At 59.5% G+C, this 24,837-nt stretch carries 23 protein-coding genes and 6 pseudogenes; 15 read left to right on the top strand and 14 right to left on the bottom strand.

The window, feature by feature from the left end; genetic code table 11:
• Positions 1-13: 13 nt before the first annotated feature.
• Both H8F26_RS13290 and H8F26_RS13285 read right to left on the bottom strand, forming a co-directional pair.
• The gene (locus H8F26_RS13290) at positions 14-1,384 is read right to left on the bottom strand and encodes a WcbI family polysaccharide biosynthesis putative acetyltransferase (RefSeq protein WP_231605193.1); all 1,371 of its coding nucleotides are present in this window, start codon (positions 1,382-1,384) and stop codon (positions 14-16) included.
• Positions 1,385-1,392: 8 nt separating this feature from the next.
• Complete coding sequence (locus H8F26_RS13285) at positions 1,393-2,910, bottom strand: APC family permease (RefSeq protein ID WP_197159202.1); 1,518 nt, start codon at positions 2,908-2,910, stop codon at positions 1,393-1,395.
• Positions 2,911-2,978: 68 nt separating this feature from the next.
• Between H8F26_RS13285 and H8F26_RS13280 the strand changes: the two genes are divergently transcribed.
• On the top strand, positions 2,979-3,137 hold the full coding sequence (locus H8F26_RS13280; RefSeq protein WP_197154667.1) for a hypothetical protein: 159 nt from the start codon (positions 2,979-2,981) through the stop codon (positions 3,135-3,137).
• A gap of 282 nt (positions 3,138-3,419) precedes the next feature.
• On the opposite strand, the gene H8F26_RS13275 is transcribed toward H8F26_RS13280, so the two are convergent.
• From H8F26_RS13275 to H8F26_RS13265, 3 genes are all read right to left on the bottom strand, one after another.
• Entirely contained in the window at positions 3,420-4,580 is a 1,161-nt protein-coding gene (locus H8F26_RS13275; RefSeq protein ID WP_197154665.1) for an ATP-binding protein, read from the bottom strand.
• A gap of 299 nt (positions 4,581-4,879) precedes the next feature.
• Complete coding sequence (locus H8F26_RS13270) at positions 4,880-5,278, bottom strand: type II toxin-antitoxin system VapC family toxin (RefSeq protein WP_197154664.1); 399 nt, start codon at positions 5,276-5,278, stop codon at positions 4,880-4,882.
• Entirely contained in the window at positions 5,278-5,547 is a 270-nt protein-coding gene (locus tag H8F26_RS13265) for a type II toxin-antitoxin system VapB family antitoxin (protein WP_197154662.1), read from the bottom strand. The genes H8F26_RS13270 and H8F26_RS13265 overlap by 1 nt, the downstream gene beginning before the upstream one ends.
• Positions 5,548-5,833: 286 nt before the next feature.
• On the opposite strand from H8F26_RS13265, the gene H8F26_RS13260 reads away from it, so the two are divergent.
• The 3 genes and pseudogenes from H8F26_RS13260 to H8F26_RS13250 all read left to right on the top strand — a co-directional run bounded on the left by H8F26_RS13260 (position 5,834) and on the right by H8F26_RS13250 (position 7,819).
• The gene (locus tag H8F26_RS13260) at positions 5,834-5,998 is read left to right on the top strand and encodes a hypothetical protein (RefSeq protein ID WP_197154660.1); all 165 of its coding nucleotides are present in this window, start codon (positions 5,834-5,836) and stop codon (positions 5,996-5,998) included.
• Between the two features lie 91 nt (positions 5,999-6,089).
• Positions 6,090-7,172, top strand: a pseudogene (locus tag H8F26_RS13255) (IS630 family transposase); the annotation flags it as partial.
• A 44-nt stretch (positions 7,173-7,216) separates the two neighbouring features.
• Positions 7,217-7,819, top strand: a complete 603-nt coding sequence (locus H8F26_RS13250; RefSeq protein ID WP_197154658.1) for a DUF433 domain-containing protein — start codon at positions 7,217-7,219, stop codon at positions 7,817-7,819.
• 161 nt (positions 7,820-7,980) lie between these two features.
• Here the strand turns inward: H8F26_RS13250 and H8F26_RS13245 are convergent, their stop codons facing one another.
• The 5 genes and pseudogenes from H8F26_RS13245 to H8F26_RS13225 all read right to left on the bottom strand — a co-directional run bounded on the left by H8F26_RS13245 (position 7,981) and on the right by H8F26_RS13225 (position 11,184).
• Positions 7,981-9,081, bottom strand: coding sequence for a DUF1501 domain-containing protein (locus H8F26_RS13245; protein ID WP_197154657.1), 1,101 nt, complete (start codon positions 9,079-9,081; stop codon positions 7,981-7,983).
• On the bottom strand, positions 9,078-10,187 hold the full coding sequence (locus tag H8F26_RS13240) for a DUF1800 family protein (protein WP_197154655.1): 1,110 nt from the start codon (positions 10,185-10,187) through the stop codon (positions 9,078-9,080). Before H8F26_RS13240 ends, H8F26_RS13245 begins: the two co-directional genes overlap by 4 nt.
• A gap of 11 nt (positions 10,188-10,198) precedes the next feature.
• A pseudogene (locus H8F26_RS19490) lies at positions 10,199-10,440 on the bottom strand (SLC13 family permease); the annotation flags it as partial.
• Between the two features lie 125 nt (positions 10,441-10,565).
• Positions 10,566-10,910 carry a hypothetical protein gene (locus tag H8F26_RS13230; protein WP_197154652.1) on the bottom strand — a complete coding sequence of 115 codons (345 nt, stop codon included), beginning with the start codon at positions 10,908-10,910 and terminating at the stop codon, positions 10,566-10,568.
• A gap of 10 nt (positions 10,911-10,920) precedes the next feature.
• Positions 10,921-11,184, bottom strand: a complete 264-nt coding sequence (locus H8F26_RS13225; RefSeq protein WP_197154649.1) for a hypothetical protein — start codon at positions 11,182-11,184, stop codon at positions 10,921-10,923.
• A gap of 708 nt (positions 11,185-11,892) precedes the next feature.
• Here H8F26_RS13225 and H8F26_RS13220 point away from each other — a divergent pair.
• The 5 genes from H8F26_RS13220 to H8F26_RS13200 all read left to right on the top strand — a co-directional run bounded on the left by H8F26_RS13220 (position 11,893) and on the right by H8F26_RS13200 (position 16,823).
• Positions 11,893-12,159, top strand: coding sequence for an AbrB/MazE/SpoVT family DNA-binding domain-containing protein (locus H8F26_RS13220; RefSeq protein WP_197154647.1), 267 nt, complete (start codon positions 11,893-11,895; stop codon positions 12,157-12,159).
• Between the two features lie 405 nt (positions 12,160-12,564).
• On the top strand, positions 12,565-13,332 hold the full coding sequence (rfbF, locus tag H8F26_RS13215; protein ID WP_197154645.1) for a glucose-1-phosphate cytidylyltransferase: 768 nt from the start codon (positions 12,565-12,567) through the stop codon (positions 13,330-13,332).
• A 10-nt stretch (positions 13,333-13,342) separates the two neighbouring features.
• Entirely contained in the window at positions 13,343-14,455 is a 1,113-nt protein-coding gene (rfbG, locus tag H8F26_RS13210) for a CDP-glucose 4,6-dehydratase (RefSeq protein ID WP_197154643.1), read from the top strand.
• Positions 14,452-15,966, top strand: coding sequence for a lipopolysaccharide biosynthesis protein RfbH (gene rfbH, locus H8F26_RS13205; RefSeq protein ID WP_197154641.1), 1,515 nt, complete (start codon positions 14,452-14,454; stop codon positions 15,964-15,966). Before rfbG ends, rfbH begins: the two co-directional genes overlap by 4 nt.
• A 5-nt stretch (positions 15,967-15,971) precedes the next feature.
• Positions 15,972-16,823: an NAD(P)-dependent oxidoreductase gene (locus tag H8F26_RS13200; RefSeq protein WP_197154639.1), complete on the top strand. Its 852-nt coding sequence runs from the start codon at positions 15,972-15,974 to the stop codon at positions 16,821-16,823.
• A 209-nt stretch (positions 16,824-17,032) separates the two neighbouring features.
• On the opposite strand, the pseudogene H8F26_RS13195 reads toward H8F26_RS13200, so the two are convergent.
• Positions 17,033-17,176, bottom strand: a pseudogene (locus H8F26_RS13195) (transposase); the annotation flags it as partial.
• 136 nt (positions 17,177-17,312) lie between these two features.
• Here H8F26_RS13195 and H8F26_RS20205 point away from each other — a divergent pair.
• A pseudogene (locus H8F26_RS20205) lies at positions 17,313-17,648 on the top strand (transposase); the annotation flags it as partial.
• Positions 17,649-17,721: 73 nt separating this feature from the next.
• Here the strand turns inward: H8F26_RS20205 and H8F26_RS13185 are convergent.
• Positions 17,722-17,976: pseudogene (locus H8F26_RS13185) on the bottom strand (transposase); the annotation flags it as partial.
• 77 nt (positions 17,977-18,053) lie between these two features.
• A complete protein-coding gene (locus tag H8F26_RS13180; RefSeq protein WP_197154636.1) occupies positions 18,054-18,881 on the bottom strand; it encodes a hypothetical protein in 828 nt (275 codons plus the stop codon).
• Between the two features lie 397 nt (positions 18,882-19,278).
• On the opposite strand from H8F26_RS13180, the pseudogene H8F26_RS13175 reads away from it, so the two are divergent.
• From H8F26_RS13175 to H8F26_RS13155, 5 genes and pseudogenes are all read left to right on the top strand, one after another.
• A pseudogene (locus H8F26_RS13175) lies at positions 19,279-19,788 on the top strand (IS1595 family transposase); the annotation flags it as partial.
• 62 nt (positions 19,789-19,850) lie between these two features.
• Positions 19,851-20,768, top strand: coding sequence for a glycosyltransferase family 2 protein (locus tag H8F26_RS13170; protein WP_197154634.1), 918 nt, complete (start codon positions 19,851-19,853; stop codon positions 20,766-20,768).
• Between the two features lie 141 nt (positions 20,769-20,909).
• Positions 20,910-21,776, top strand: a complete 867-nt coding sequence (locus H8F26_RS13165; protein ID WP_197154632.1) for a hypothetical protein — start codon at positions 20,910-20,912, stop codon at positions 21,774-21,776.
• Between the two features lie 112 nt (positions 21,777-21,888).
• Positions 21,889-22,728, top strand: a complete 840-nt coding sequence (locus tag H8F26_RS13160; RefSeq protein ID WP_197154630.1) for a hypothetical protein — start codon at positions 21,889-21,891, stop codon at positions 22,726-22,728.
• A gap of 229 nt (positions 22,729-22,957) precedes the next feature.
• Entirely contained in the window at positions 22,958-24,202 is a 1,245-nt protein-coding gene (locus tag H8F26_RS13155) for a hypothetical protein (protein WP_197154629.1), read from the top strand.
• Here H8F26_RS13155 and H8F26_RS20200 read toward each other — a convergent pair.
• Entirely contained in the window at positions 24,145-24,819 is a 675-nt protein-coding gene (locus tag H8F26_RS20200) for an acylneuraminate cytidylyltransferase family protein (protein WP_197154627.1), read from the bottom strand. The genes H8F26_RS13155 and H8F26_RS20200 overlap by 58 nt on opposite strands.
• Positions 24,820-24,837: the final 18 nt, after the last annotated feature.

The raw sequence follows: 24,837 nt of genomic DNA, 5'->3' as shown, positions 1-24,837 counted from the left end.
TATGTGTCGTTGCTCAGCCGGGAAGCAGATCGAGGCACCGCTGGGCGAAGGCCAGCTTCGGGTGGGTGGCGTTCACGGCTTCGATCCAGGGATGCCTGCGGTAGAACGCGATCGATTCGTCCAGTTGGGTGGCGATCAGGAAGGGAGTGTGGCGCCGCTGGCCCCAGGTGCTGGCCCAGGCGCCGAGATTCAGGGCCTGCTGCACCCAGGGATGGATCGGCAGGCTGAGGCTGCCGAGATGTTCCTGGCGATCGAAGAGGTCTGGACCGAGCTGGTGGGTGGGGTGGAGTTGCGCCAGCAGGCGGCGCAGCAGCGTGTCGAGGCTGGCCTGGGTGGGGTGGTTGATGGTGTGGCCGATCGGCTGCTGGCGATGACGCTCCGCGATCCAGTCGGAGAGGCCCACACTGCAGTCCGCTTCGCGGCTGCGCAGTTCGGCCAGGGAGTGGTGATGGGCCTCGCGAAGGACGGAGGCAACCGCTTCGGGGCAAGGGATCCCGTGCAGCGCGGCGGCATCGAGTCCCCGGCCGGCGGCGGCCATGGCGAGGAAGTCGTGATAGGGGCCGAGGGGCGATTCGGCCTCCAGGGCGGAGAGGCGACCCTCGGGATCCTGCCCGTAGGCGATCCAGGGGAGCTGGCCTTCGTAGTGGAGATTGGGCAGCACCACGCAGCGGGCCCCGGGGGCCAGCAAGGCCTGCAGGGTGGCGGTGTCGAGGCCGATGTTGTTGCGGTAGCCGGTCTGCACCCGATGCATCACCAGCAGATCGGCCTGCGGCAGGGCCTGGTGCAGCTCCGCCACATCCGCGGCCGTGGCCAGGTGCACCGAGGGGCAGAAGGTGATCTGGGCGGTGGGCAGGGCCTGCTGCAGGCCGAGCATCAGGGGGAAGGCCTGGCAGTTGCCCACCACCACCAGCGCGAGGCTGGGCGGCTCGGGTGGGGGGGCCGTGATCCTGCGGCCGAGATCCTGGTGGAGAGCCTGAATCCAGGCGGGCGGCGGGCTGTGCAGTTGCTCGAGCCGCTTCAGCAGCCCCAGGGCCGTGCCGCCCCAGGCGGTGGCCTGGGCGGGATCGCTCTGGTGGTCGCTCTGCTGGAGGGCCTCGTGGATCCAGAGGGCGCCGTAGCGGCAGCACTGCTCTTCATGGACCTGCACCCAGTCGGGTTCCGAGGCGGGGTGCCCCTGCAGAGCCGCCAGCAGGCGGGCGCCGGCGAGGGCGTGCTCGATCGCGAAGGTACGGTGCAGATCGCCCAGCTCGAGCATGCGGCCATGACAGGCCACCGCGAGGGACCGGAGCTGTTCGGGTCCCTGCGGTTGATCGAGAAGCTGGGGGACCAGGCGGAGAAGCTCGTCGGCCTGGCTCAGGAGGGAGGCGCCAGGGTGGGCATCCATGGGGGGGATCATGCGGAGCCGATCCTGGCCCAGGGGGACACCGCCGACAGGCGCGATCGCACCGCCAGCGGGAACACCAGCAGGGCCCAGGCCCCCAGCAGGATCAGCTCGGCGGCCAGCTCCAGCGGCCAGGCGGTGATCGCCACCAGACCACCGAGATAGAGGAACCACCACAGCCCCTGGCGCAGGTTGAGTGGAGCGTGGGGCTCTTCATGTTGCCGGCCCCGGAGAGTCAGCAGCACGAAGCCGATGGCCGGCAGCAGCACGATCAGCACGGCGCCACCCAGAGAGGTGGTGCCGCACCAGCTGATCGCCCAGGTGGCCAGCACGAAGGCCAGCGGACACCAGAGCCTGGCCCAGGGCAGGCGGTAGGGGCGGGGGCTGCTGGGGAGCTGCAGGCGCAGGGCGGCCAGGCTCACCGGACCCATGGCCAGGGCAATCACCAGGGTGGCGGTGAGCAGGCTCACCACGCTCTGCCAACCAGGGCCCAGCAGCAGCAGGCCGATCCCCAGGGCCAGGCTGATCACCAGGGCCACCGACGGCACCGCCTGGCGATTGATCCGGCCGAGCACGTTGGGGAGCAGCCCGCAGCGGCCCATCATCCAGCCCACCCGCGAAGCCGCCCCCATGTAGGCCATGGCGGTGGCCGTGGGTGAGACCACCGCATCCAGGAGCAGCAGCCGGCCGACCCAGCCCAGACCCAACCCCAGGGCCAGGGCCACCAGCGGCCCTCCGTGGGCGCTGAGGCGGAGCGCGGCCCAACCGGCGGAGAGCTGATCGGGCGGCACGGCCACGAGAAAGGCCAGCTGCAGCAACAGGTAGATCAGCAGCGAAATACCCAGGCCCAGGGCCATGGCGATCGGCACGGTGCGCTGCGGTTGGCGGGCTTCTCCAGCCAGGTCCATGGCGGTGCGAAAGCCCAGCAGGGAAAACAGAATGCCGCCGCTGCTGATCGCCCGCACCATGCCCTCCAGGGTTGTCCCCACCGGCTGGGCCAGGGGCACCAGGTTGCCCCAGTGGCCGGACATCAGCATCAGGGTGATCGAAACCACCAGGGGCACCACCAGCTTCCAGCTGGTGAGGCCGTCGATCCAGCGGGCCAGCCAGCCCACGCCGGCCAGGTTGATCCAGGCCAGCACCGCGAGCAGCAGGCTGGCCAGGGCCAGGCCGGCGCCGCTGAGCACCTGGCCGGCGCCCGCATCGGCGGTGAGCCAGGGAACACTGCTGGCCAGGTACTGCATTACCGCCATCACCTCGATGCTGGGCAGGGCCAGGTAGGAGACCCAGGCGCACCAGCCGCCGATGAAGCCGGCGGTGCGGCCGTGGCTGAGCAGGGGGATCTGGGCGAGGGCGCCGGAGCTGGTCACCAGGGCCCCGAGCTCGGCAAACACCAGCGCCAGGGCAAAGGCCAGCAGGCCGCCCAGCAGCCAGGCGCCGAGGGCGGCCGGTCCGGCGAAGCGCGCGGCATAGAACGGAGCGAACAGCCAGCCCGATCCGATCGTGCTGGTCACCACCGCCAGGGTCATCGACCGCAGGCCGAGCTGGCGGGAGAGGCCGGTGTCGCTCCTGCGGTTCAAGGGCTTCAATGGAGGGGATGGATGGAGAATCCGCCCACGATCCCATCGGCGTTCACAGCCGCCGGAGACCAGGCCTGATGGCAGAAGACATCCGCTGGCAGGAGCGTTTCAGCATCGAGCAGGGAGAAGTCTGGATGCTGATGATTCAAGACCGCAATCTCACCAGCCACACCTAATAACCCCTCCACGGCTGATGCCATCGTGGCTCAGATCATCGGCTTCTGGAGGAAGCTCCATGAGCCTCACGGCTGACCGATCCGAGAGCCTCTCCATCCCCGGGATCCCGAAGCCTGCCCAGCATCAGCTGCTGGAGGTGTTGGCCGCGTTGGCCGTGATGCGCACCCGGAGGCGCGCCAGATACGGGGGTGCCCACGTTCAACCCATGGACGGACGAGGCCCCGACGACCTTGCCGCCTGGTTGACCGCCCACGGCGGCAGCCAGCTCACCGGGGGTGTGGCTATCCAGCCACGTGGGCGGCCAGTTCGGCCAAGCCAACAGCATCCACCCCTGGCGCCAGGGGAAAGCGACCCTCGCGGGGAATCACCACGAAACTTTGGCGGGGGTTGAGGTCGGCCTGGGCCTGATGGAAGCCGCGGCTGAGGGTTGGCGTGAGGCTGCGCTTCACCTCAATGGCCCAGCGTTCACCGCCGGGGTGGTCGATCACCAGATCCATTTCGGCCCCGCCTGCGGTGCGATAGAAGAAAGCCTGGCAACGCTGGGGCATCACGGTGAGCAGGGTTTCGATCACAAATCCCTCCCAGCTGGCGCCGGCCACGGGATGGCCGAGCACCGCTTCGGCACTATCGAGCCCCAGCAGGGTGTGCACCAAGCCGCTGTCGCGCACGTAGACCTTCGGAGCTTTCACCAGGCGCTTGCCGGCATTGGCCACAAGCGGCTGAAGCTGCCGCACCAGCAGCAGATCCACCAGCAAATCGAGATAGTGGCGGATCGTCTTGCCATCCACACCGAGGGCACGGCCAAGGGCAGCAGCATTCAACAAGCCTCCCTGGTGATGGGCCAGCATGGTCCAGAAGCGGCGCAGGGTCTCCGCCGGAATGCGTGGTCCCAGCTGGGGAATGTCGCGCTCGAGACAGGTGCGAATGAACTGTTCGCGCCAGATGCTGCTGCTGGCGTCATCGGAGGCCTGCACGCTGTCGGGGAAGCCGCCGCGAATCCAGAGGCGTTCACTGGCTGCAGCGCCCAGCTCCAATACGGAGAGACCACTCAGCTCGAGGTAGCAAATGCGCCCGGCCAGGCTTTCGCTGCTCTGCCGAATCAGCTCCACCGAGGCCGAACCGAGCAGGAAGAACTGGCCACTGCGGCGGCCTCCATAGCGGTTGGCGTCGATCACCCCACGCAACACCTCAAACAGCCCAGGTAGGCGCTGCACCTCATCGAGGATCAGGAGCCGATCCGGATAGCGGCTCAGGAACAACTCAGGCTCCTGCAGCTTGGCTCGGTCAGCTGGTGATTCCAGATCGAGCATGAGGGCCTCATGCTGCAGGGCGATCTGGCGCGCCAGCGTGGATTTGCCAACCTGGCGGGGCCCCAGAAGGGCAACAGCCGGAAATCGATCCAACTGATCCAGCACAAGCGGCTCCAGCCGCCTGGGAATCAAGCCAACCCCGCCATCCAACTCTGCAAATCCGGAATCAAACTCAAGTATTGCAGGGCTGAGTCAGTGTTCCTACCGAGACGCCAGCGCCGGCGCAGTGGGAGTCCCGATTCCATGGACAGGTCGAGAGGAGCCACGCCGGCACTGCCGCAAGCTGCCGGCACCGGTTTTGGAGCGTTCCGAAATCAGGGGGGCAAGGCCCTCGTCGCTGGGGCTGGCCAGTTCAACCACCAGGACGGGGCATAGGGGAGCGAAGAATCATGACCGGGAACTGGTGCACCCAGAAGGTTTCGCCACAGATGTCATGACGCTGGGCAGGCGGGCTGGAGATCGGTGTGGCAGAAGTCGTCACCTTTGAACAGCAACGGTTCAGCGAGACACTTGGCCAGGGCGTAGGAAAAACAATCGCCGAAGTTCAGCCCAGCCCGATGACGTCCTTTGCCATAACGACTGAATGCCTCGCGAGCGAGTTCAGCCTGTTCACGATCCAGGCTGATGATTTCGATCAGAGCCGTGTTCAGAAACAGATCAAGATCTCCCTGCCCATCAGAACCAAAGCGTGCCTCCATCACAATGGAGAGCTCCACCAGGGAAGCAGAGGAGAGAGAGCACTGTTCTGCTGCGGCGATGGCCTCGTTGAAGGCGTGGCGCTCCGGTTCGTTCTGCAGGATGGCCAGAACTGCAGATGAGTCGATCACCATCAGGTGGGCAGGCCCATGGGGTCGTAGCCGAGGATCTCTTCTGCGCTGCGACGATCGCCGATCGGCCGTCCAGCACAACGTAGGGCGATCTGGTCGAGTCGGTTGACGAGTGCGGCTTGCTTGTTCGCTGTGGTGTGGCTCTGGCGCTGCAGGCGCCGCAGACGCTCTTTCAGGGCCAGGATCACGGCGGCGGTTTTGGTTTCGCCCGCGAGGGATGCCACCTCAGCGGCGAGGCGGCTGGCCTCGGCGTTGCGGATGTTGAGGGCCACGGCTGGAGGCGTGTAGACAGCGCTCCATTAGTGTAGACCCATCCACTCGACCTGGCCGAGGAACACCTGCAGCTGGCGGGGCGGCTTGATTTCTTCGATCAACACGGCTAAGGCTTCACTCAGCTGGAGCCGGTTGCGGGCGGTGCCTGAGGGGAGGAATCGGCACTGAGCAACAAGGCAACTCATTCTGACCCGGTTCGGCGCCATCACACTCCTGGCCGATCGCGCTTTCCCCAGCACCGAGCTGCTCGCCTGGTTCAGCGGTCAAACCCGCTGGAGCACTGTGATGCGGTTGCGGGCCGACACCTGGATCCACGGCACCGCTGCGCCGATGGGCTGTGAGGTGCGCCGGCTGCGGCTGCCCCGTGGCCACTGCCGTGGTTTCCGGGACGTGCAGCTCTGGGGCGACGGCAGTCAGCGGGGCAACCTGGTGCTGGCGGCAACAACCTGAACCGACCCGAGGTCGCACGCACGCCAACCCATAACTAGTGTGCCGTCCCGGAAATAACAGCTAGAATCGAGAGTGTCACCCGAGGTGCCTTGTGGCGCTTGGTCGTCCGATGCCTCCGCTGGTCCTCAGCGAGGACGAGGTTCAGCAGTTGCGGGCCCTTGCAAATTCCCGGTCGTTGCCGCATTCGATCGTGCAGCGCGCTCAGATCGTGCTGGCCTGCGGTGCCGGCGAGACCAACACCGCCATCGCCAAACGGATGGGGCTGACGGGGATGACCGTTGGCAAGTGGCGTAAGCGGTACCGGGAGCTGGGCTTGGAAGGCCTCCATGACGAGCTCAGGCCTGGCCGGCCCCGCACTTACGAGGACGACACGGTGGCGGAGGTGATCAACCGGGCACTGCAGACCAAGCCCACCGATGGCAGCACCCAGTGGTCTGCGCGCTCCCTCGCGGCTGCCACCGGCATCTCCAAAACCACCGTTCACCGCTGGCTGCAGACTTTCTCGGTCCAGCCCCACCGGCAGAAGTCGTTCAAGCTCTCCACCGACCCGTTCTTTGTGGAGAAGGTCCGCGACATCGTCGGCCTGTACCTGAACCCTCCGGATAAGGCGATGGTGCTCTGCGTCGACGAGAAGACGCAGATCCAGGCACTGGACCGCACCCAGCCGCTGTTGCCCATGGGCCTGGGTTACGTGGAGGGCGTCACCCACGACTACATCCGCCACGGCACCACCACGCTGTTCGCTGCTCTGGATGTGGCAACAGGCGAGGTGATCACCCAATGCAAGCCCCGCCATAGGCATCAGGAGTTCCTGGGGTTCCTGCGCCAGATCGAGAAGTCGGTCCCCGAGGAGCTTGATGTCCACTTGATCGTCGACAACTACTGCACCCACAAGCACGCCAAGGTGAGGGCCTGGCTGGCGCAGCGGCCCCGCTTCCACGTGCACTACACACCGACCTACGCCTCCTGGATCAACCAGGTGGAGCGTTGGTTTGGGATCATCACCCAGCGGGCGATCCGACGCGGCAGCTTCTCCAGCGTCAAGGAGTTGATCTCCAAGATCGAGCAATTCGTGGCGGCCTACAACAAGACCAAGGCGCCGTTCAACTGGATGGCCACAGCGGATTCAATCCTGGAGAAGCTCCAGCGACTTTGCTCACAGATCTCCGGGACGACACACAAGGCTTCAATGAGAAGTCACCTTTTGGAGTTGCGCTCGTGTCTGCCCGCCTCACCACTGCGGCTGGAGCGGCGTTGATCGGCGCCGATGCCAAGGAACTGCACCAGGAGTTCCGGCGGGTGCTGGCAGCAGTGGCCCCGAAGCCCTTGCGAGGGGGCGAGGCGATGGGGTTTCGCGAGTTGCTGTACTTCCGGGTGGTGGGCTGCCTGAGTGAACAGGGCGTGCGGCTGACACCCGAGCATAAGCGCGAGATCTTCTCGGTGTTTGGCCGCAGCTGCAGGCCGCAGCAGGGCAGCTGGTTGCGCCGGGAAGGCCAGCTGGTGATGCGCGGTGCCGTGCCGTTGAGCATGGATCTCTCCACGGTGAGCCGGGAACTTCGCTACCGGTACCGGTTGCTCCAGCGACCCCAAGGTGTGGTGGTGCGCAACCCTGCGATCTGCTCGGGGCAGCTTGTGTTCAGCGGCACGCGGATTCCCGTGGCCGTGGTGGTGGAGCAGTTGCGTGCTGGCGTTTCCCGCACAGAGCTGGAGGACGACTTCCCTCAGCTCAGCCGCACCGCGCTGGACTACGCCGAGATCCAGGCCCGCCTACCCAAGCCGCCCGGGCGCCCGCGTAAGGCGCTGCTCCTCCAGCGCGGCTGAGCCCCAGCGCCTTGAGCTCTTGATCGATGAAAACCTCAGCCCACGCCTGGCGCGTTGGGCCTGTGAATCTGGCGTATCGGCTGAAGCTGTCGTCCACGTGGGGCTGTCGGGCGCAGGAGTGCCTGTTGCATGCCATCCCGCCAGAACACGTCACCTGATCCTCAAACCCCCACCCTCTGCAACACCTGCCGGTAAAGATCAGGTGGCGAGAGGCTGGGGATCAGGTCGCCGCGCTCATCCAGATCACTGAGGCTGGGGTAGCGACCGATCAGGCGATTGGGCAACTGCTCGCCGAGGAGCAGGGCCACGGAGGCGCTGCCGTGGTCGGTGCCACGGGAGCCGTTTTCGCGAAGGCGACGGCCGAATTCACTCACCGCCAGCAGAGTGACCGCCGGGCGGTTGGGCAGGCGCTCCAGGCCAGTGGTCAAGGCGGCGAGGGCGGTGGCAAGTTCACTAAGCACCCGGCCGTGGCGGACGGCCTGGCCGACATGGGTATCGTAGCCGCCCTGGGCGAGCTGGAGCACGGGCGGACAGGCGCCGCTGCCGATCAGCCGCAGGGCGAGGGCCACCTGCTGGCCGAGCGCCCCGCGGGGGATCGCCAGGCCAGGGGGCAGGGGCGCCAGCTCACGGCGCAGGCGCTGCAGTTGCTGCATGCCGGCCTGCTCGAGGGCGAGCATCTGGCGCAGCACGGCATTGGCGCCGGCTTCCGCCGGATCGAAGCCGGCCCCGGGGCGGCCGCGCAGCTCGGCGGACGAGAGCTGGAGGGCCAGGGCCTTGCCTCCTTCCATGGCCGGGCAGCCGGCGGGGCCAAGGGCCAGCAACGGGCCTGGCTGCTGGCGCTGATCGAGGGCAGCCGCCAGCCAGCCGCTGCCTTCACCCGAGGGGGAAGCGGTGGCCCACTGGTCGGCGGCTTTGAAGTGACTGCGGTTGGGCCGGGGCCAGCCCACCCCGAGGGCAAAGGCCAGCCGCTGGCTCTGCCAGAGGGGCAGCAGCGGCGCCAGGGCGGGATGGAGTGCCAGGCCCGCGACCAGTGGCAGGGCCTCACCCCCATCGAGGGCCAGGGTGGGCCTGGCCTGGCGGTAGAGGGGATCGGCGATCGGGGCGAGGGTGTTGAGGCCGTCGTTGCCGCCGCGCAGCTCCAGGAGCACCAGCACCGAGCGGCTGCGGGGCGAACCAGCTCCACCCGTAGACCAACGCCCACCAGCGAGGGCAGCCCCGGCGGAGCTGGCGAGCAGCAGTGAAAGAAGGGAGCGGCGTTTCATGCCAGTTGCCACACGGGATCGGCAAACAGGGCCGAGAGCGTGGCGCGGCTGGGCGTCGCGGGCAGGGCCAGGCCCAGGGGCGGAATCGGCGTGAGGGTGGGGGGTAGTTCTGGGGGCAGCTGGGCGCTGGCCCACACCTCCTCATCGGCGAGCAGGGCCTGGAGGCTGCGGCGCCGGGCCTGCAGCCAGCGCAGATTCAGCCACTGGGCGTTGTGGGGCCAGCCCTTCACCGAGGGCGGCTCGAAGGGCGCCTGGCCCATGGCGCGCAGGCCGCGCAGGCTGATGGCCAGTGCATCGGGGTGACGGCTGCCGAGCAGATGCAGGCTGCGGGCCACCACCTCCAGAGGATTAGCCAGTCGCTGGCCCTGCTGGCGGCTGCGGATCGCTTCCGGACTGGCCTCGATCGCCTGGAGCAACCAGGGAATGGAGAGCTGCTGCTGGCGCCAGCCATTGGCGAGTGCCTCCAGCCGCTGGGGCGGTGGCGGCGTGCCCACCCGCTGCAGCCAGAGGCGGCTGGTGATGTGGCGGGCGGTGGCGGGATGCTGGGCCAGCCAGGCGGCCAGGCTCTCTCCATCAAAGGCGGCGGTGCGGCCGAGGATGGTTTTGGGGCCGGGATCATGGCGGCGGGGATCGAGCTGCAGCTTCCGATCGGCAGTGAGCCGGTAGCCGGTGAGGGCACGGGCCGCTTCTCGCACATCGCGCTCGCTGTAGTGGCCCTCACCGAGGGAAAAGAGCTCCAGCAGCTCACGGGCCAGGTTTTCGTTGGGGTTGCGGCGGTGGTTGGCAGGGCCGTTGAGCGAAAGCTGAAGGGCCGGATCCAGCACCATCGCGGTGAGCAGGGCGGTGTAGCTGCCGGCCAGGTGCTGGTGGATCGTGGCGATCTGCTGCTCCAGCAAGGTGGCATCGGGCAACTGCTGCCAGCTCACAGGGAAGACGCCAAGCCAGAGCTGGATGCGGGCAGCCTCGGCCGCAGGGATCGTGCCGTTGCCCCAGGCCAGGGAGGCCAGCCACTGGCGTTGCAGCGCCTCAGCACGCTGCCGCCGGCAGGCGCCGCGCTGCTGCGCTGGCAGGGCAGAGCAGGTGATCGCGGCACTCGCGGAAGGCATGACTTTCATGATCACCCCAACCACAGCACCAGCGCGGGCACGGTGAGGGCATAGAGGAGCGAAAGCGGCCAGCCGTAGCGGAACACATCAAGAAAGAGGTAGCGGCCGGGGCCGAAGACCATCATGTTGGTCTGGTTGCCGATGGGGAGAGAAAGCTCTGGCTGGCGGCGAACACCACGGAGGTAATCAACAGCATGGGGGGCAGCTGCAGCCCAGGGGCGAGGTTGGCAGCAATCGGCAGCAGCAGGGCGATGTCCCAGCGGATGGCGCGCAGGACGCTGCCGGCATCGAGGCAGTCGCCGAGCACGAGCATGCACACCGCCAACAGCACAGCGGCCATCACGCAAACCGCAAGGGTGATCCAGGCCGATGGCGTGATCACTGGGTGGGCGGCAAACGCCGCACCACCCGCGCGAAGCGGCGCTGATCGGGGCGGGTGATCACTTTGAAGCTGAGCACGGGGGAGGTGAAGCCCTGGTCTTGTTCGATCAGCTCGGCGAACTGCTGAAGCACCCGATCACACACCTGGCGCACCTGTTCAGGCGGCAGGACGGTGTCGGCCGCGATCAAGGCCAACAGCTCCGAATAGCGGAGCTGGGGCGGCTTGGGCTTGGGTTCGGATGGCGGTGGGGACGACAGCGGCGGCGGAGGTGGCGCTGGCACAGACCCCTGCTGGGGACTGAACCAACGCCGCAGGGCCGCCCAGAGGGCACGCACGGGCATGGCAGAAACCTCAGCCGGCCGCAGGAGCAGCGGGCTTCTTGGGGCGAATGGCCATACGGGCGAACTTTCGCTCGGGTACGGCCGGCTTGCCTTCTGCCGCTGGCTTGGCCGGAGTAGTGACGGCTGTGAGGGTGATCACGGGCGACACGAAATTGGTATGGCTATCGATCAGGCCAGCAAATTTTTCAAGCATCGCCAGGCTCACCTTGCGCACCTGGCCGGCAGGAAGCTCGGTTTCAGCGGCGACAACGTCGACGAGTTCTTTGAAGTTCATGGGATGGGGTTCGCCAACGGCGGAATGGTGGATGGAGGATTGCCCAGGGCTCCGTCAACGACGGCTGATCTCCACTTCCACCTTAACCCCGGAGAATGCCACTGGCCTTTTGATCGGTGTCGCACTTGACCGGCCGTAGGCCCGCTCCCTCAGGCCAGCCACTCCTGGGCGAGGCCGTCGATGGCCTGAAACTTGCAGCCGCGGCGATCCAGGCGACCGCCAGGGCAGGGCATGGTTGGCCTTGATAAGGGCTGCACGGATCAGCAGGGGCTCACTGGCTTCCAGCCAGTCGATCGGAAGCGCCTGCAGCTGCTCGAGGCCGTCGGCCTCCACGAACCACTCCAGCGGCTGGGAAGGCCGAGCGCAAAGCGCTCGCGGAGGCTACCGGGATCACGGTTTCGAGATGTCGCTGCAGTACGGCAACGCGCCGGTGATCCTGCGACATCCTGCTCGACAACCGCGCCTGGTGCCGGGTGCTGGGGTTCGCCGAGGAGTCGGCAACTCGCTTCGCGAGAAGACTGCGGCTACAGCGTTAGCTTCAAGCCGTTCTCGCTGCTGGAGCGGCGGGGTGGAAAAGCAGGTTGCGGTCGATCAGGAGCGCCCAGAGCCAGGTGCGGCGATGTCTGAAGAGCTCCAACTGTCCGAACCATGGCCCATGCCCGTAAGGCGCCCTTACAACAAGGAGGGATCAGATCTAAGGTGAGCTCAGTGAGAGGCTTTCCACCGATTGACGTCTCCACACTCACCGCCAAGGGGCAGGTCACGGTGTTGAAGGCCGCGCGTGAGGCCCTGGGATTACGGCAGGGCGACCAGCTCATTTGGGAGCTGGAGGATGGCTCGGTGCGGGTGCGGGCGGTGTCGCCATCGGATCTGGCCTACCTCCAGGGGCTGGAGCGGGGCCTGAACGAGTGGAGCAACCAGGCCGGACGAGGAAGCGTTCCGCGATCTGTGCACACCCTTCAGCCCAGCTTTTAGCGAGGCTCGGCCATCTGGTGCTGGCGATGATCACATCGGCACGGCAATCCTCGTGGCCCCTCGATTGGCCACTTGAAGATCTCCAGGCCGCAGGCCTGCCCCAACCCTCTGCTCCAGGGCCGATTCATAGGCTCACGATGGGCTCTGCTCTGAACTGGGTGGGCACCTTGGCGGCGGAGCCCACCTACCTCCTGTCAGGTCAAGGACCCTTCGGTTGCCTGAAACGGTTTGATCAAGGGAACGCGTTGCCGACCTTGGGGGTGCTGGAGCGAGCGCAGCATCATCTGATCCACTGCCCCTGCAGAGCATCCATGGGTCTGTCACTACCGCTACTGATCCTGCAGATGCTCACTCTCCAAAGAAACGGCCATCGCTGCTACGCTCCCTCACTCCCTTAAGAGATGCATGAAAGCCGTTCTCCTCGCAGGGGGTTTGGGAACACGCCTTTCCGAGGAAACCCATCTCAAGCCAAAGCCGATGGTGGAAATCGGCGGCAAACCAATTCTCTGGCACATTCTGAAAACTTATAGTCACTATGGGATCAACGAGTTTGTGATCTGCTGTGGCTATAAAGGCTATGTGATCAAGGAATATTTCGCCAATTACTTCCTGCATACCAGTGATGTGACCTTTCATATGGATCTCAACCATATGGAAATTCACCGCAGAAACGCCGAACCCTGGAAGATCACCTTGGTGGATACCGGCGATGCCACGCTGACGGGTGGGAGGTTAGCGCGGGTGCGTGAGTTTCTGGGAGATACGTTCTGTTTTACCTATGGCGATGGCGTGGCCGATGTGAACATCACCGCCCTGGTTGAGCACCATCACCGCCATGGCCGCCAGGCCACGCTCACGGCGGTGCAGCCCCCTGGCCGCTATGGCGCCCTGGGGCTGGAGGGTGATCTGGTGCATCAGTTCCAGGAGAAACCCGATGGGGATGGGTCGTGGATCAATGGCGGTTATTTTGTATTGGAGCCTTCGGTGATTGATCTGATCGATGGCGACGATTGCACCTGGGAGCAGGCGCCGCTGATGCGGCTGGCGGAAAGCGGCGAACTATCGGCCTACAAGCACCACGGCTTCTGGCAGCCGATGGATACTTTGCGCGACCGCCAGAAGTTGGAGGAGCTGTGGGCTGCTGGCCGGGCCCCCTGGAAGGTATGGAGCTGAGGCCGAGGCGATGATTCACCCCGATTTCTGGAAGGGCCGACGGGTGTTGCTGACCGGCCACACCGGTTTCAAGGGCAGCTGGCTGGCGCTGTGGCTAAGTGAACTGGGGGCAGAGGTGACTGGCGTGGGCCTGGCCCCCGATACAGACCCCCATCTGTTCCACCAGCTTGTGTTGGGGCAGCGGCTGACAGGGCATTACCTCGTCGATGTCCGTGACCCTGCCCCCCTTGCTGAGGTTGCGGCCCTGTGCCAGCCGGAGGTGGTGCTGCATCTGGCGGCCCAGCCGCTGGTGCGGCGCAGCTACCGCGATCCCCTGGGCACCTGGGCCACGAATGTGCAGGGCAGTCTCAATTTGCTGGAGGCCCTGAAACCAATCCGGCATCCTTGCGCCGTGGTGATGATCACCACGGACAAGGTGTATGAGAACCGCGAGTGGGACTACGGCTACCGCGAGAACGATCGCCTCGGTGGCCATGATCCCTACAGCGCCAGCAAGGCGGCCGCAGAAATTGCGATCGCCAGCTGGCGAAGCAGTTTCTGCGGGCCAGCCAGCCATCAGACCCCCCATCTGTCGATCGCCACGGCCCGTGCCGGCAATGTGATCGGTGGCGGCGACTGGGCGGAAGATCGGATCGTGCCCGATGCCATGCGTTCCCTGGCACAAGGCGAGGCGATCCCTGTGCGCCGTCCGGAGGCCACCAGGCCCTGGCAGCATGTGCTCGAACCGCTGAGCGGATACCTGTTGCTGGCCCAGAAGCTGGCTGCTGCCCAGGAGGCCGGTGGCGACAATCCCTACGCCTCGCCCTTCAATTTCGGACCGAGCCTGGAGGCCAACCGGCCTGTGCGGGATCTGGTGGAGGAGGCGCTGAAGCACTGGCCGGGGGATTGGCAGGATCTATCGGATCCCGCCGCTCCCCACGAGGCCGGTCGTCTGCATCTGCAGATCGACAAAGCCCATCACCAGCTGGGTTGGCAGCCTCGTTGGCCGTTTGCTACCACCATTGAGCGCACGGTGGGCTGGTACCGCAAGGTGCATGACAGCCCGGAGCAAGCCAGCGCCTGTTGCCTGGCCGATCTGTCTGCCTACGTCCAAGCCATCCCTGCTGCTGCTGAAGCTCCATGAGTGATCTCCAGGCCCTGAAGGACAACATCCTGCGCCTCACCCGCGAGTATTCCAGGCAAGCCCACGCGGCTTTTCGTCCTGGCAACGATCCAGAGCGCAGCCCCTGGCAGGCCGGCAGCACCATTCCCTACGCGGGCAGGGTGTTCGCGGAGGAGGAGGTGGCGGCAGCGGTGGGTGCCACCCTGGATTTCTGGCTCACGCTCGGCTCAGAAGGAGCGGCGATGGAGACGGAGCTGGCGGCTTTTCTGGGGGTACGCCACAGCCTGCTGGTGAACTCCGGCTCCTCCGCCAATCTGGTGGCGATCTCGGCGCTCACCAGCCACAAGCTGCCGGAGGAGAAGCGCATCCGGCCCGGTGATGAGGTGATCACCGTGGCTGCCGGTTTCCCTACCACCGTGGCGCCGATCGTGCAGGTGGGTGCCGTACCGGTGTTCATTGATGCCGATCCGATCACGGGGAATGCCCGCTGCGATCAGCTGGAGCTGGCCTACAGCCCGGGGAAAACCAAGGCTGTGATGATGGCCCATGCCCTGGGCAATCCCTTTGATCTGGGTGTCACCCTGGCCTTCTGCCGCAAGTACAACCTGTGGCTGGTGGAAGACAACTGCGACGCGCTGGGTTGCAGCTACTCGATGCCACGGCAACTGGCCGAGAGCCTGGGTTTCTCGGAGAACAGCCCGGGGCTGGATGAGGGCCCGGATCGGGTGGTGCGCTGGACCGGCACCTGGGGCGATCTCAGCACCCAGAGCTTCTATCCACCCCATCACCTCACCATGGGAGAAGGCGGTGCTGTGAATATCGTGCGCGATCAGAAGCTGAAGGTGGTAGCCGAGAGCTTCCGGGATTGGGGCCGGGATTGCTGGTGCCCGAGTGGGGTGGATAACACCTGTAACAAGCGTTTCGATTGGCAGCTGGGTGAGCTACCGAAGGGATACGACCATAAATATACTTATAGCCATCTGGGATTCAATCTCAAGCCACTGGATCCACAGGCCGCAATCGGCAGGGTTCAGATGCGCCGGCTGCCGGAGTTCATTGAAGCGCGGAAGCAGAACTGGCAAACGCTGCGCACCGGTCTTGCTGATCATGCCGACGTGCTGGAGTTTGCCCTGCCCACCCATGCCACGGCGTGGAACGCCGACGGCAGTTTCGAGTGGGATCAAACGGGGTGCCGCAGCGAGTGTTCCTGGTTTGGATTCAAGATTGCGGTGAAGCCGGAGTCTCCTTTCAGCCGCACAGACCTGGCTCGGGAACTCGACCGGAATCAGATCGGTAATCGCATGTTGTTTGGCGGCAATCTTCTGCGCCAGCCGGCATTTGTGCAGCTCAAGGCTGACAGACCAGAGGCCTTTCGATTGGCTGCTGGGATGGAAGGCTCCGACGAGATGATGAATAGCACATTGTTCTTGGGCACCTATCCGGGGCTCACTTACTCCATGCTCGGGGCGGAGATTGATGTGATCAGCTCCTTCTGTGACCGGAAGGCCGCAGCACCGGCTCCTGCGGGCTGATTTCCATGCGGATCTTTCTCACAGGTGGTACGGGCTTCATCGGCAGCCATGTGCTTAAGCAGGCCTTAGCCGCCGGCCATCAGGTGCTTGCCCTCCGCCGGAGGAAATCAGAGCCACGGATCAGACTTGAGCAGCAACCTCAGTGGTGTGAAGGCGCTTTGACCGATGATTGGAGCGAGGCACTTGCCGGTTGCGACGCCTTCCTTCATCTTGCGGCCTACGGCGTGGCTGCAGGTGCCTATGACTGGGATGGTTGTTTCCAGACCAACGTGATCGATTCCTTGCAGTTGTGGCGGAAGGCAGCAACGGCGGGAATCCGCCGTTTCCTAATCGTGGGCTCTTGTTTCGAATATGGCCGCAGCGGCGAGCGCTATGAGGTCATCCCCCCGTCGGCTCCCTTGGAGCCCACTACTGCCTACGGTGCCTCTAAGGCTGCGGCCTCTATGGCTGCCCTAGCCCTAGCAGTAGATAAGCAGCTACAACTTATTCTAGCTAGGCCATTTCATGTCTATGGAGAAGGCGAAGCTCCGGAACGCTTTTGGCCAATGCTTGTGGCAGCCGCCCTCAGCGGCGACGACTTGCCCATGACGAGTGGAGACCAGATTCGCGATTTCCAGCCAGTGGAGCAGGCTGCTAAGCAGCTACTATCCTGGCTTGAGAGCTCTGAGATTCGTCCGGGTAAGCCACAGGTGGTTAACCTTGGAACTAGTGAATATCGCTCGCTGCTCAGCTTCGCGCAACAGGAATGGTTGCGTTTACATGCCTCTGGCGAACTCAAACCTGGCGCAATACCCCAGCGCCACAACGAGGTCCTGCGCTACGTGCCGCAAGTTTCAACGCCTAATATTCAACACTAAAAGCCTCTATTTGTCGATTAACTACTCTCCCGAGTTCCTTGAGAAGTGCAATGGTTGCTTGATTCTCATGCCTGCAATGAGTTGTTTTCTTTCTTGTCACTACTCTCGGTAGGAGCGTGTCGCACGTTGTGCCGAGGCCATGGCATCGTGATGGAGCCCCTGAGATGCGGGGCTGCCTGATCTCAGGCCGAGCGAACTGAAATTGGCCCTCAGGCCGGGGTGATCGAGACCGGGAACAGCTTCAGCAGGTTGTGGGTGGTGGCCATCAGCGCCCATTCCCCGTTCACCTTCTCCAGGCCCCGCAACCGGAAGCGATCCAGTCCCCTGGCGCCCTTGATCTGGCCGACCGCTGGTGGATCCGCACTGGAAACGTGGGCTGAGCTGAGCTTTGCCCGCATCGGCCTGCACTGGCTGCAGCAGAACGCCCCCAGTGTCAGCAAAGAAGTCCGCTCGGTTTGACCCGTCCACCTGGGGGCCCACCCGACGACCATGCAACCGCCCTATGTCGCCGCTCTGCGGGAGGCCGTCCGCCTGCGGATGAGCCCTCCGAATCGGGAGAGCGTGGCTGAGATCGCCCGCGACACCGGGATCACGGCGCAGACCATCTACAACTGGCGCAGCCAGTGGCAGAAGCAGGGCCAGCCGGTGCCTGCGACGAACCGTCCACCGGAGCAGTGGAGCGCTGCTGACAAGCTGGCAGCCGTGATCCAGACCGCAGGACTGAGCGGAACGGAACTGGGGAGCTTCTGCCGCGAGCGAGGTCTCTATCCGAAACAGGTTGCCCGTTGGCGCCAGGCCGCTGAGGATGCGAATGGCCCCAGCGCTCCGAGCATGGCTGATCAACGAGAACTGCAACGTAAGAATCAGGAGCTGATTCGGCAGAATCGGAAGCTTGAGCGTGGAGCTGCTCCAGCAACAGCCGCTCCGAGCGGATTCCATAGAAATCCTGCAGCAGCGAGGCCAACAGCAACTGCTCCGGCGGCACGGAAGGGCGGCCTTCTGAGGCATAGAGCTGACAGAAGGTGGGATTCAGGCGATCGAGGGCTTGGTCCGCCAGCTTGCGAATCCGCCGCAGCGGATGAGTAGCCGGGATCCGATCCTCGATCGAGACGTAGGAGAACAGTGAGCCGCTGCGCTCCTGTTGACCTCGCATCAAAGGGTGAGCAGTTGCCCCATTGTCGCAGGGATGGCCGGGTTTTTCAGCAAACTCTTAATACGACAGTAGAATCATCAAGGCGTTTTTCGAACAGGCATAGGCTTCGGGGAAACAGAAGGCAATAGACCAAGTGCAAGCGCATGAAAAGCGAAATCGAGCAGGTTCTCTAGCCGCACTTCCGAAGCATCATTCACAAAGCCTGTCGGAATCACCTCAAGCTGCTGTTCAAGGGATGAGCTCCACCGAGAGTTGATATATGCAAACGCTTTGGCATGACGCCTCTCGAAGGAATCCAAGCTGGCCGATCCTATTTTAAAAGAACGAGGGCCTTTAATCGCGGCATCGCAAGGAGTCGCGGCTACCAATAGAGATCCAAGATAAGCAATCTGTGAAGGACTAAGAACACCATGTGCAAGCTCCATAAACCTCGATTCGACCACAGTCAGAGATCGGTTGACAACCGCTCCATCATTCCTTGTGCTGCTAGCTGCCCCAGAAAAACCGTGTACGCCCATGATCTCCAAGAAATTAGTCAGCAGATCGGTCTTCGCATAATCGTAAGATTTTACGATGACAGAGGAGTCGGAGAGTGCTTGAGAATAAACATTGAGCGTATGCGCAAAGGGAACCACATTCTTCGTAAGCCAATTGTCTAAATTCACCGGCTCATTCGTCTCGCTCATGCCAAGCAATCCACGCTGCAAGTGCTCACGATAATTCGATATAGCGTGATCAAGCGCATGGCGACCATAGAAGACAACGAGCACTTCGTATCCACGTCTCGTGACCAAATCCGCAAAGATACTGACTCTGTTGGGATCGGCAAACTGCAAAGTCTCACTGGACAATAAGATATTGCGTCCATCAGCAATAGTAACTTGCTCCTCAATCCATCTGCTCACTTGCTCAGGCGTAATGGATATGCCCTGCGTTCGAACCTTGCTATGCTGGGGACAGAACCAGGACAAAAGCGTTACAGTATTTCCGCTAGTTACCTTGCGGGCCCTAACTCGACGGAGCAGCTGATCCGTGATGGGGTACCATAGACCATTCTCAGCAAGCTTCTCATGTTGAAGAGTGCATTGGGCTTGAAGATAGGAAGTGCCTGTCTTGCCAGCGCCAACATGGAGATAAAGCTTAGGCACTGATTTTGAAAAAGCTGGGTCTTAGCTTACTTGCCTCGGTTACACAGAAAGTGGCTGTGAAGAATTTTGGCGGGCAAGCGGGGACTTGATTACCCAGCTGGCTCCGCAGACGGCTGGAGCGCCACTAGAGTGGTATGCAAGTACTGGTTTAGGCATGGCGCGCAACGACATCCAGTTCCAGAAGGGGCTCTCGCTGCCTGAGTTCCTGAAGCAGTACGGCTCTGAGGAGCAATGCGAGGCCGCCTTGGAGAAGGCGCACTGGCCTGATGGCTTCCGCTGTCCACGCTGCAACGGCCAGGAGCATGTACTGGTCTATGGCAGGCGGCTCAAGCACTATCAGTGCCGATCTTGCAGCCATCAGGCGACGCTTACCGCGGGCACGATCATGCAGGCGACCAAGCTGCCCCTGACGACCTGGTTTCTCGCGTTTTATCTGATCGGCCAGGCCAAGACGGGGATTTCTTCTCTGGAGCTGAGCCGCCATCTGGGCGTCAAGTACGACACCGCCTGGCTGCTGCACAACAAGATCCTCAGGGCCATGAGTGAGCGGGAGGAGTCCTACGTTCTGCGGGGAAAGATCCAGCTGGATGATGCCTACCTCGGCAGAGAGTGCACGGGCGGCAAGGCCGGTCGAGGATCTGAGAATAAGATTCCAATCGTTGCCGTCTGCGGAGCCAGCTGGGTAATCAAGAACCACGATAATATAAAATCCGTAGGTGCACCTCGATGAACACGACAGTTTGCGTACCAACCTTCAATAGAAAAGATCAAATATGTAAAACCATAGAAGACTTTGAAGTGGTTTTGAAAAATGGTGAGATTAACCTACTCGTTTCGGACAACAGCTCCTGCGATGGAACCCATGAAGCGATAACTTCATATGAATACCCTGGCTACACATGCCGGATTAATAATACGCCAACGTTTTATTCAAACGTAACCAATACACTCCTCGCCTGTGAGACAGAGTGGGGTTTACTTATGAGTGACGAAGATAGCATAAACTTCGAGGAACTGGACACGCTTAATAGAAGTCTTCAGCTGAATGAGACTCACGCTATTATCACCTCAACATCGAATTCCGGAACGAGACGAATGCCGCAACGAGACACCAAAGATGGAAAGCTCAATTTCGGTGCCATAAGGGCTGCTACGTATATGAGTGGCATATGCTATAGAATTAATAGTGTTCGACCAATAATCCACCTCATGAATGAGTATTCAGAAGCGGATCCAGGAAACTTGTTTGTCCATCTATACCCTCATCAAGCTCTACTTTGGGCAATCTACGTCGAATATCCTGTCAATGGCTGCTCGTCGAGAGTAATTAATCGCGGGAATCCTGTCTTTCGTATAAAAGAAGAATCTAAAAAGGACCGATGGGGCATGGAAGAATCAATCTCCTCTGTTACGGTGAGGTGGAAAACCTGGGAAGGAGGCTACAAGTGGCTAACCTTCTTGCAGAAAATATATGCCAACAAACTTGAGCCCTCTAATGCACTAGAAAAAATGATTCAGATTCATTCTAATCAGTTAATGTGGACATTGCGTGCCGGCATATTGACCGCCGGCAAGGAATATATCAGAATCTTCAATGAATCAGCAATTTCTTTTGCAGACACACTCCAGCGGAAAAGAGTATAATCACACTTCTTGTTTAATCCCTCAACAAGCACCATGATTAAGCCAGCACACAGGTCCAATGTCTTAGTAACTGGAGCCGGTCAACTTGGCTCGAGATACATTCAAGGCCTGGCCAAATGCAATAAACTCCTAAATATATATGTGCATGACGTATCGGTTCAATCACTAGCGACCGCTCAGACAAGATGGTCAGAGGTTGCCGATGCTGAATGTAACCATAACATAGTATTTTCCCAATATATTGAAGACTTCCCTCATGATATAGACTTGGCAATAATTTCAACTACTGCTGAATTTCGTCCAGAGGTCGTCAATTTGATTTCCAGTAAATTCAGGCCAAGATACTGGATACTAGAAAAAGTGTTAGCACAAAGCATAGATGGCCTTAAGCGCATAAAAGACAGTGTTTCTGGCGACTCTCAATGTTGGGTCAATACACATCGTCGTGCAGTTCCTTGGCATCAAAACTTTAAGCAACACATATTCACTGGTAGCCCACTGACTCTTGAAGTTGAAGGTGGCCCCTGGGGCCTAGCATGCAATACAATCCATTTTCTAGACTTGTTAAGTTGGCTCTCATCAGAAGAGCTGATTTCTTTGGATACTTCTGGTCTATCCGATGAATGGCATTCTGCCAAACGAAAGGGAAACTGGGAAATTTTCGGCACCATTCAAGCCATATTTGCAAGGGGCTCAAGAGCCATAATTACCTCCTCTGCCAATGGCCGTCCAATGTACACATATCAAATAACCGATAAAATGACCTGCTGGAGAGTAGACGAAGAAAATGGTAGCATTTCTAATGCTTTAGGATTTTCTCTCCCTGGCAAGATGCCCCTACAAAGTGAAATGACCTCAAGTCTCGTTGACAATATACTAGTACATGGCATTTGCGAATTACCTACGCTTGAGGTATCAGTTGACCTTCATACTGTATTCTTGAAAAGCATGATCACTCATTGGAACGCATCCCACCGATCCCAAGATCAAATCGTTCCCATCACCTAAGCTTTTTCAATCAATGCAAACATTACTAATAGGCTCTGGCCCGCATGCTCTCGCTCACGCAAATGTACTTCTGGATTTAGATTGCGACTTTGATATTGTAGGCCGTAATCCCGTGTCTTGCGCCCTCATCCAGTCAGAAGTAGGCAAAAAGGTTTACTCGAGAGGAATTGAGGATTATCTTGGGAAATGCGGAACACCAGCAAATGCAATAGTGGCAGTCAGCTTTGAAAACCTTTCCAAAGTAAGTATATCCCTCATAAATGCAGGTACACGCAATATTCTACTCGAAAAACCAGGTGCTCTTTCTGCTTCTGAAATATCAGACTTACTCAATACCGCTGAAAGCAAAGGGTGTCAAGTATGGATTGCATATAATCGTAGATTCTATGAATCTGTTCAATATGCTAGAGCAATGATAGCAGCCGATGGAGGGGCGCTAAGCTGTACGTTTGAGTTTACTGAATGGCCTCATAAAATCGTGCCTTGGACAGCATCCGACGAAGCCAAGGAAAGGCTGGTTATTTCCAATTCATCTCACGTAATTGATCTTGCATTTTATTTGTGTGGCAATCCATCTCAATGGACAACATATCATAGTGGTGGATTGCCATGGCATCCAACTTCCTCTGCTTTCGTAGGGGCTGGCATAACTGATAGCGGAGTTTTATTTAGCTACCATGCTAATTGGGAGTCGCAAGGACGATGGGGGGTCGAAGTTTGTTCGCCTAAAAAGCGCTACATATTAAGGCCACTTGAAACGCTTGCAACCTCAAGCATTGGGTCCATTGATGTCAATCCTGTACCTTTGAATAGCATGTATGATGCCACCTATAAGCCTGGTCTTTATCTGCAGACAGCAGCATTTCTTAGGGGAGACGAGACTATGCTATGCAGCCTTGAGCACCAAGTCAAGATGATGCCTATATATGAAAAGCTTGCTGGCTATGCATAAATAGCTAATGATCACATGAACCCATTGCCTCCAGCTCATGCTTTCTATTTTCAATAACCTATTTCAGACTTTCAATCCATCATCGCCCAATACCCTAAAATCGGATTTACAAGAGCATATTAGTGCATCAGTTTCATTATATATAACTAAGTCGGAGACTTATGAGCAAAATCCGATTAGCCTTCACCCCTCAATACTGAGATGGATTTTCGCTCTGACTTCAAACCAGTTGTATCTTGATCTCGCAGCATCAGCTGCCAACAATCCAGTGATGAGTGCATCTGGGTTTGAATGTTGCCATAGTCTTACTACAGCTGATAGTACATGGTTGCTTGGCAAGCACTTAGAATTTGGCGAGATCGCGATATTACAGCGAAATTTCTCATTAGAAGCGGTATTTTTTGACGACCTTAGTTTGTTGGTACTCATTGATGGGAGACTACAGGTTCAAATGTTTACCAATATGATTCATATTGTTTTTCGGAATTTTGCAGATATCGAGAATTACCTCATGTCTGTCCCAACTTTTGGGGGCTTAAACTTTACCTTTCCCAACCCGTTGCATACGATTTGCTTCGGGCACTCTGCCCTCCTTGCAATACAGAATAATGGCATTGCTCTTGGTACTACAGCTTGGTGTAAAGAATCCTCTCTTTGGTTTAATCCTTCAAATGCCTTCCCTTCAGTTGTAAGAAATATTAATTTGGTTTCTACAATGAAGTCTCCCTTTTTAGAGCTTACCACCGGTAATCCAATCTTTCTCCTTAAAGCTGCTCATAAGTATAATCCTTTCGATGATGATCTTAATCGCAAACTAGATCTTGAATTGTTAGGTAGTAGCTGCCGTTCCAAGGTGGTTCCATCTGCAGGGAATTTTAAAATATGGCTAGGGCTAACATCAGGAAAGCGATCGCTTGTAAATGAGCTAGATGTAATGCTTGTTCTTGCAGGCTTGCTAATTGATAAGTTTAGTCTCAGCGAAATAGTTGTAGACGGGTGGACCTCCTCCTCTGACTCGGATTCAAAAGCAAGAGAAGTAAATGAGCCATCAGTATATAAGTCTCATTCATCTGAGTATGAAGCGATAATGAAAGCGATAAGAAAAGCTTATCCCGACTGTCTAGTACGAAGTCTTATTGGTATATCTTATGAGGAAAAAGTCTTGGAAGCCTTAGGCTGTTCATTCTCTTTTACAAGTGGATTTACGGCTTCTATTGTGCCTTCTAGGATCTGTGCTTTGCCAGGGATAGTACATTGTAGTAATCGTGGCAAAGGTTTGCTGAAGACTCATATTCATAGAAAATCATTAATGGTGCCATCACACATCATTGAAGATCAGCCTCATGACTCATCAGTGCATCCAGCGGATACGTCATACAAAATTAAATTAGATGATTTTGTGCAGTGGACAATGGATCATGTTTTTCCTTGTATTGCGTTGGCTACCGTCTCTAGTAATCGCCAATCAAACTGAGTATCTATCTCAATAGAGTGTATAGCCTCCATTTCGAAAAGAGTGCAGGGTGGTGCACATCGACTTTGGTTAGCTTTAAAATCGTTCCGTGAAAATATATAGAATGCTCCATTTTCGATAAATGTTCCATTCCAATCTTGTCTACGTGGTCGAGACCTTGGGTCATAGTTTATTGGATTACCGTCTTCACTCCAATGAAAAGTGTGCTGCCTAGTGCCACTTACTAGAGGCTTGCAGCCCTCTTTTAGATAAAGAGTCATGGCATCAGTCAAATGTGATGATAATGTCATTGGCGAAGTGGCTTGAAGTAGTATGATATGATCACATTCTGTATTGTCTAGAAAATGACTGATAACACTTTCTGTACTTGCGATGTTGGTGGCTAACTCTGTTGGTCTGTCTAGCACTCTCGCAGTGGGAGTATATTTCTTAATATAGCTCTTGATCTCACTGTCATCAGTTGAAATAACAAGTGAAATTCCTGCAGAAATGGCTGCATTGGCTGACCAAGTAAACAATGGTTTTTCCCTAAAAGGTAGAATGTTTTTTCTAGGTATTCCTTGTGAGCCTCCGCGAAGCGGGAGAAGAGCAATGAAACTAGGTGGATTGGATGGCATTAGGAAGAGGGTTGATGG

The sequence above is a fragment of the Synechococcus sp. CBW1006 genome, assembly GCF_015840525.1.
Lineage (GTDB): Bacteria > Cyanobacteriota > Cyanobacteriia > PCC-6307 > Cyanobiaceae > CBW1002.
Note: the sequence above shows the minus strand (reverse complement) of the source record. Positions and strands in the feature narration are given on the sequence as shown.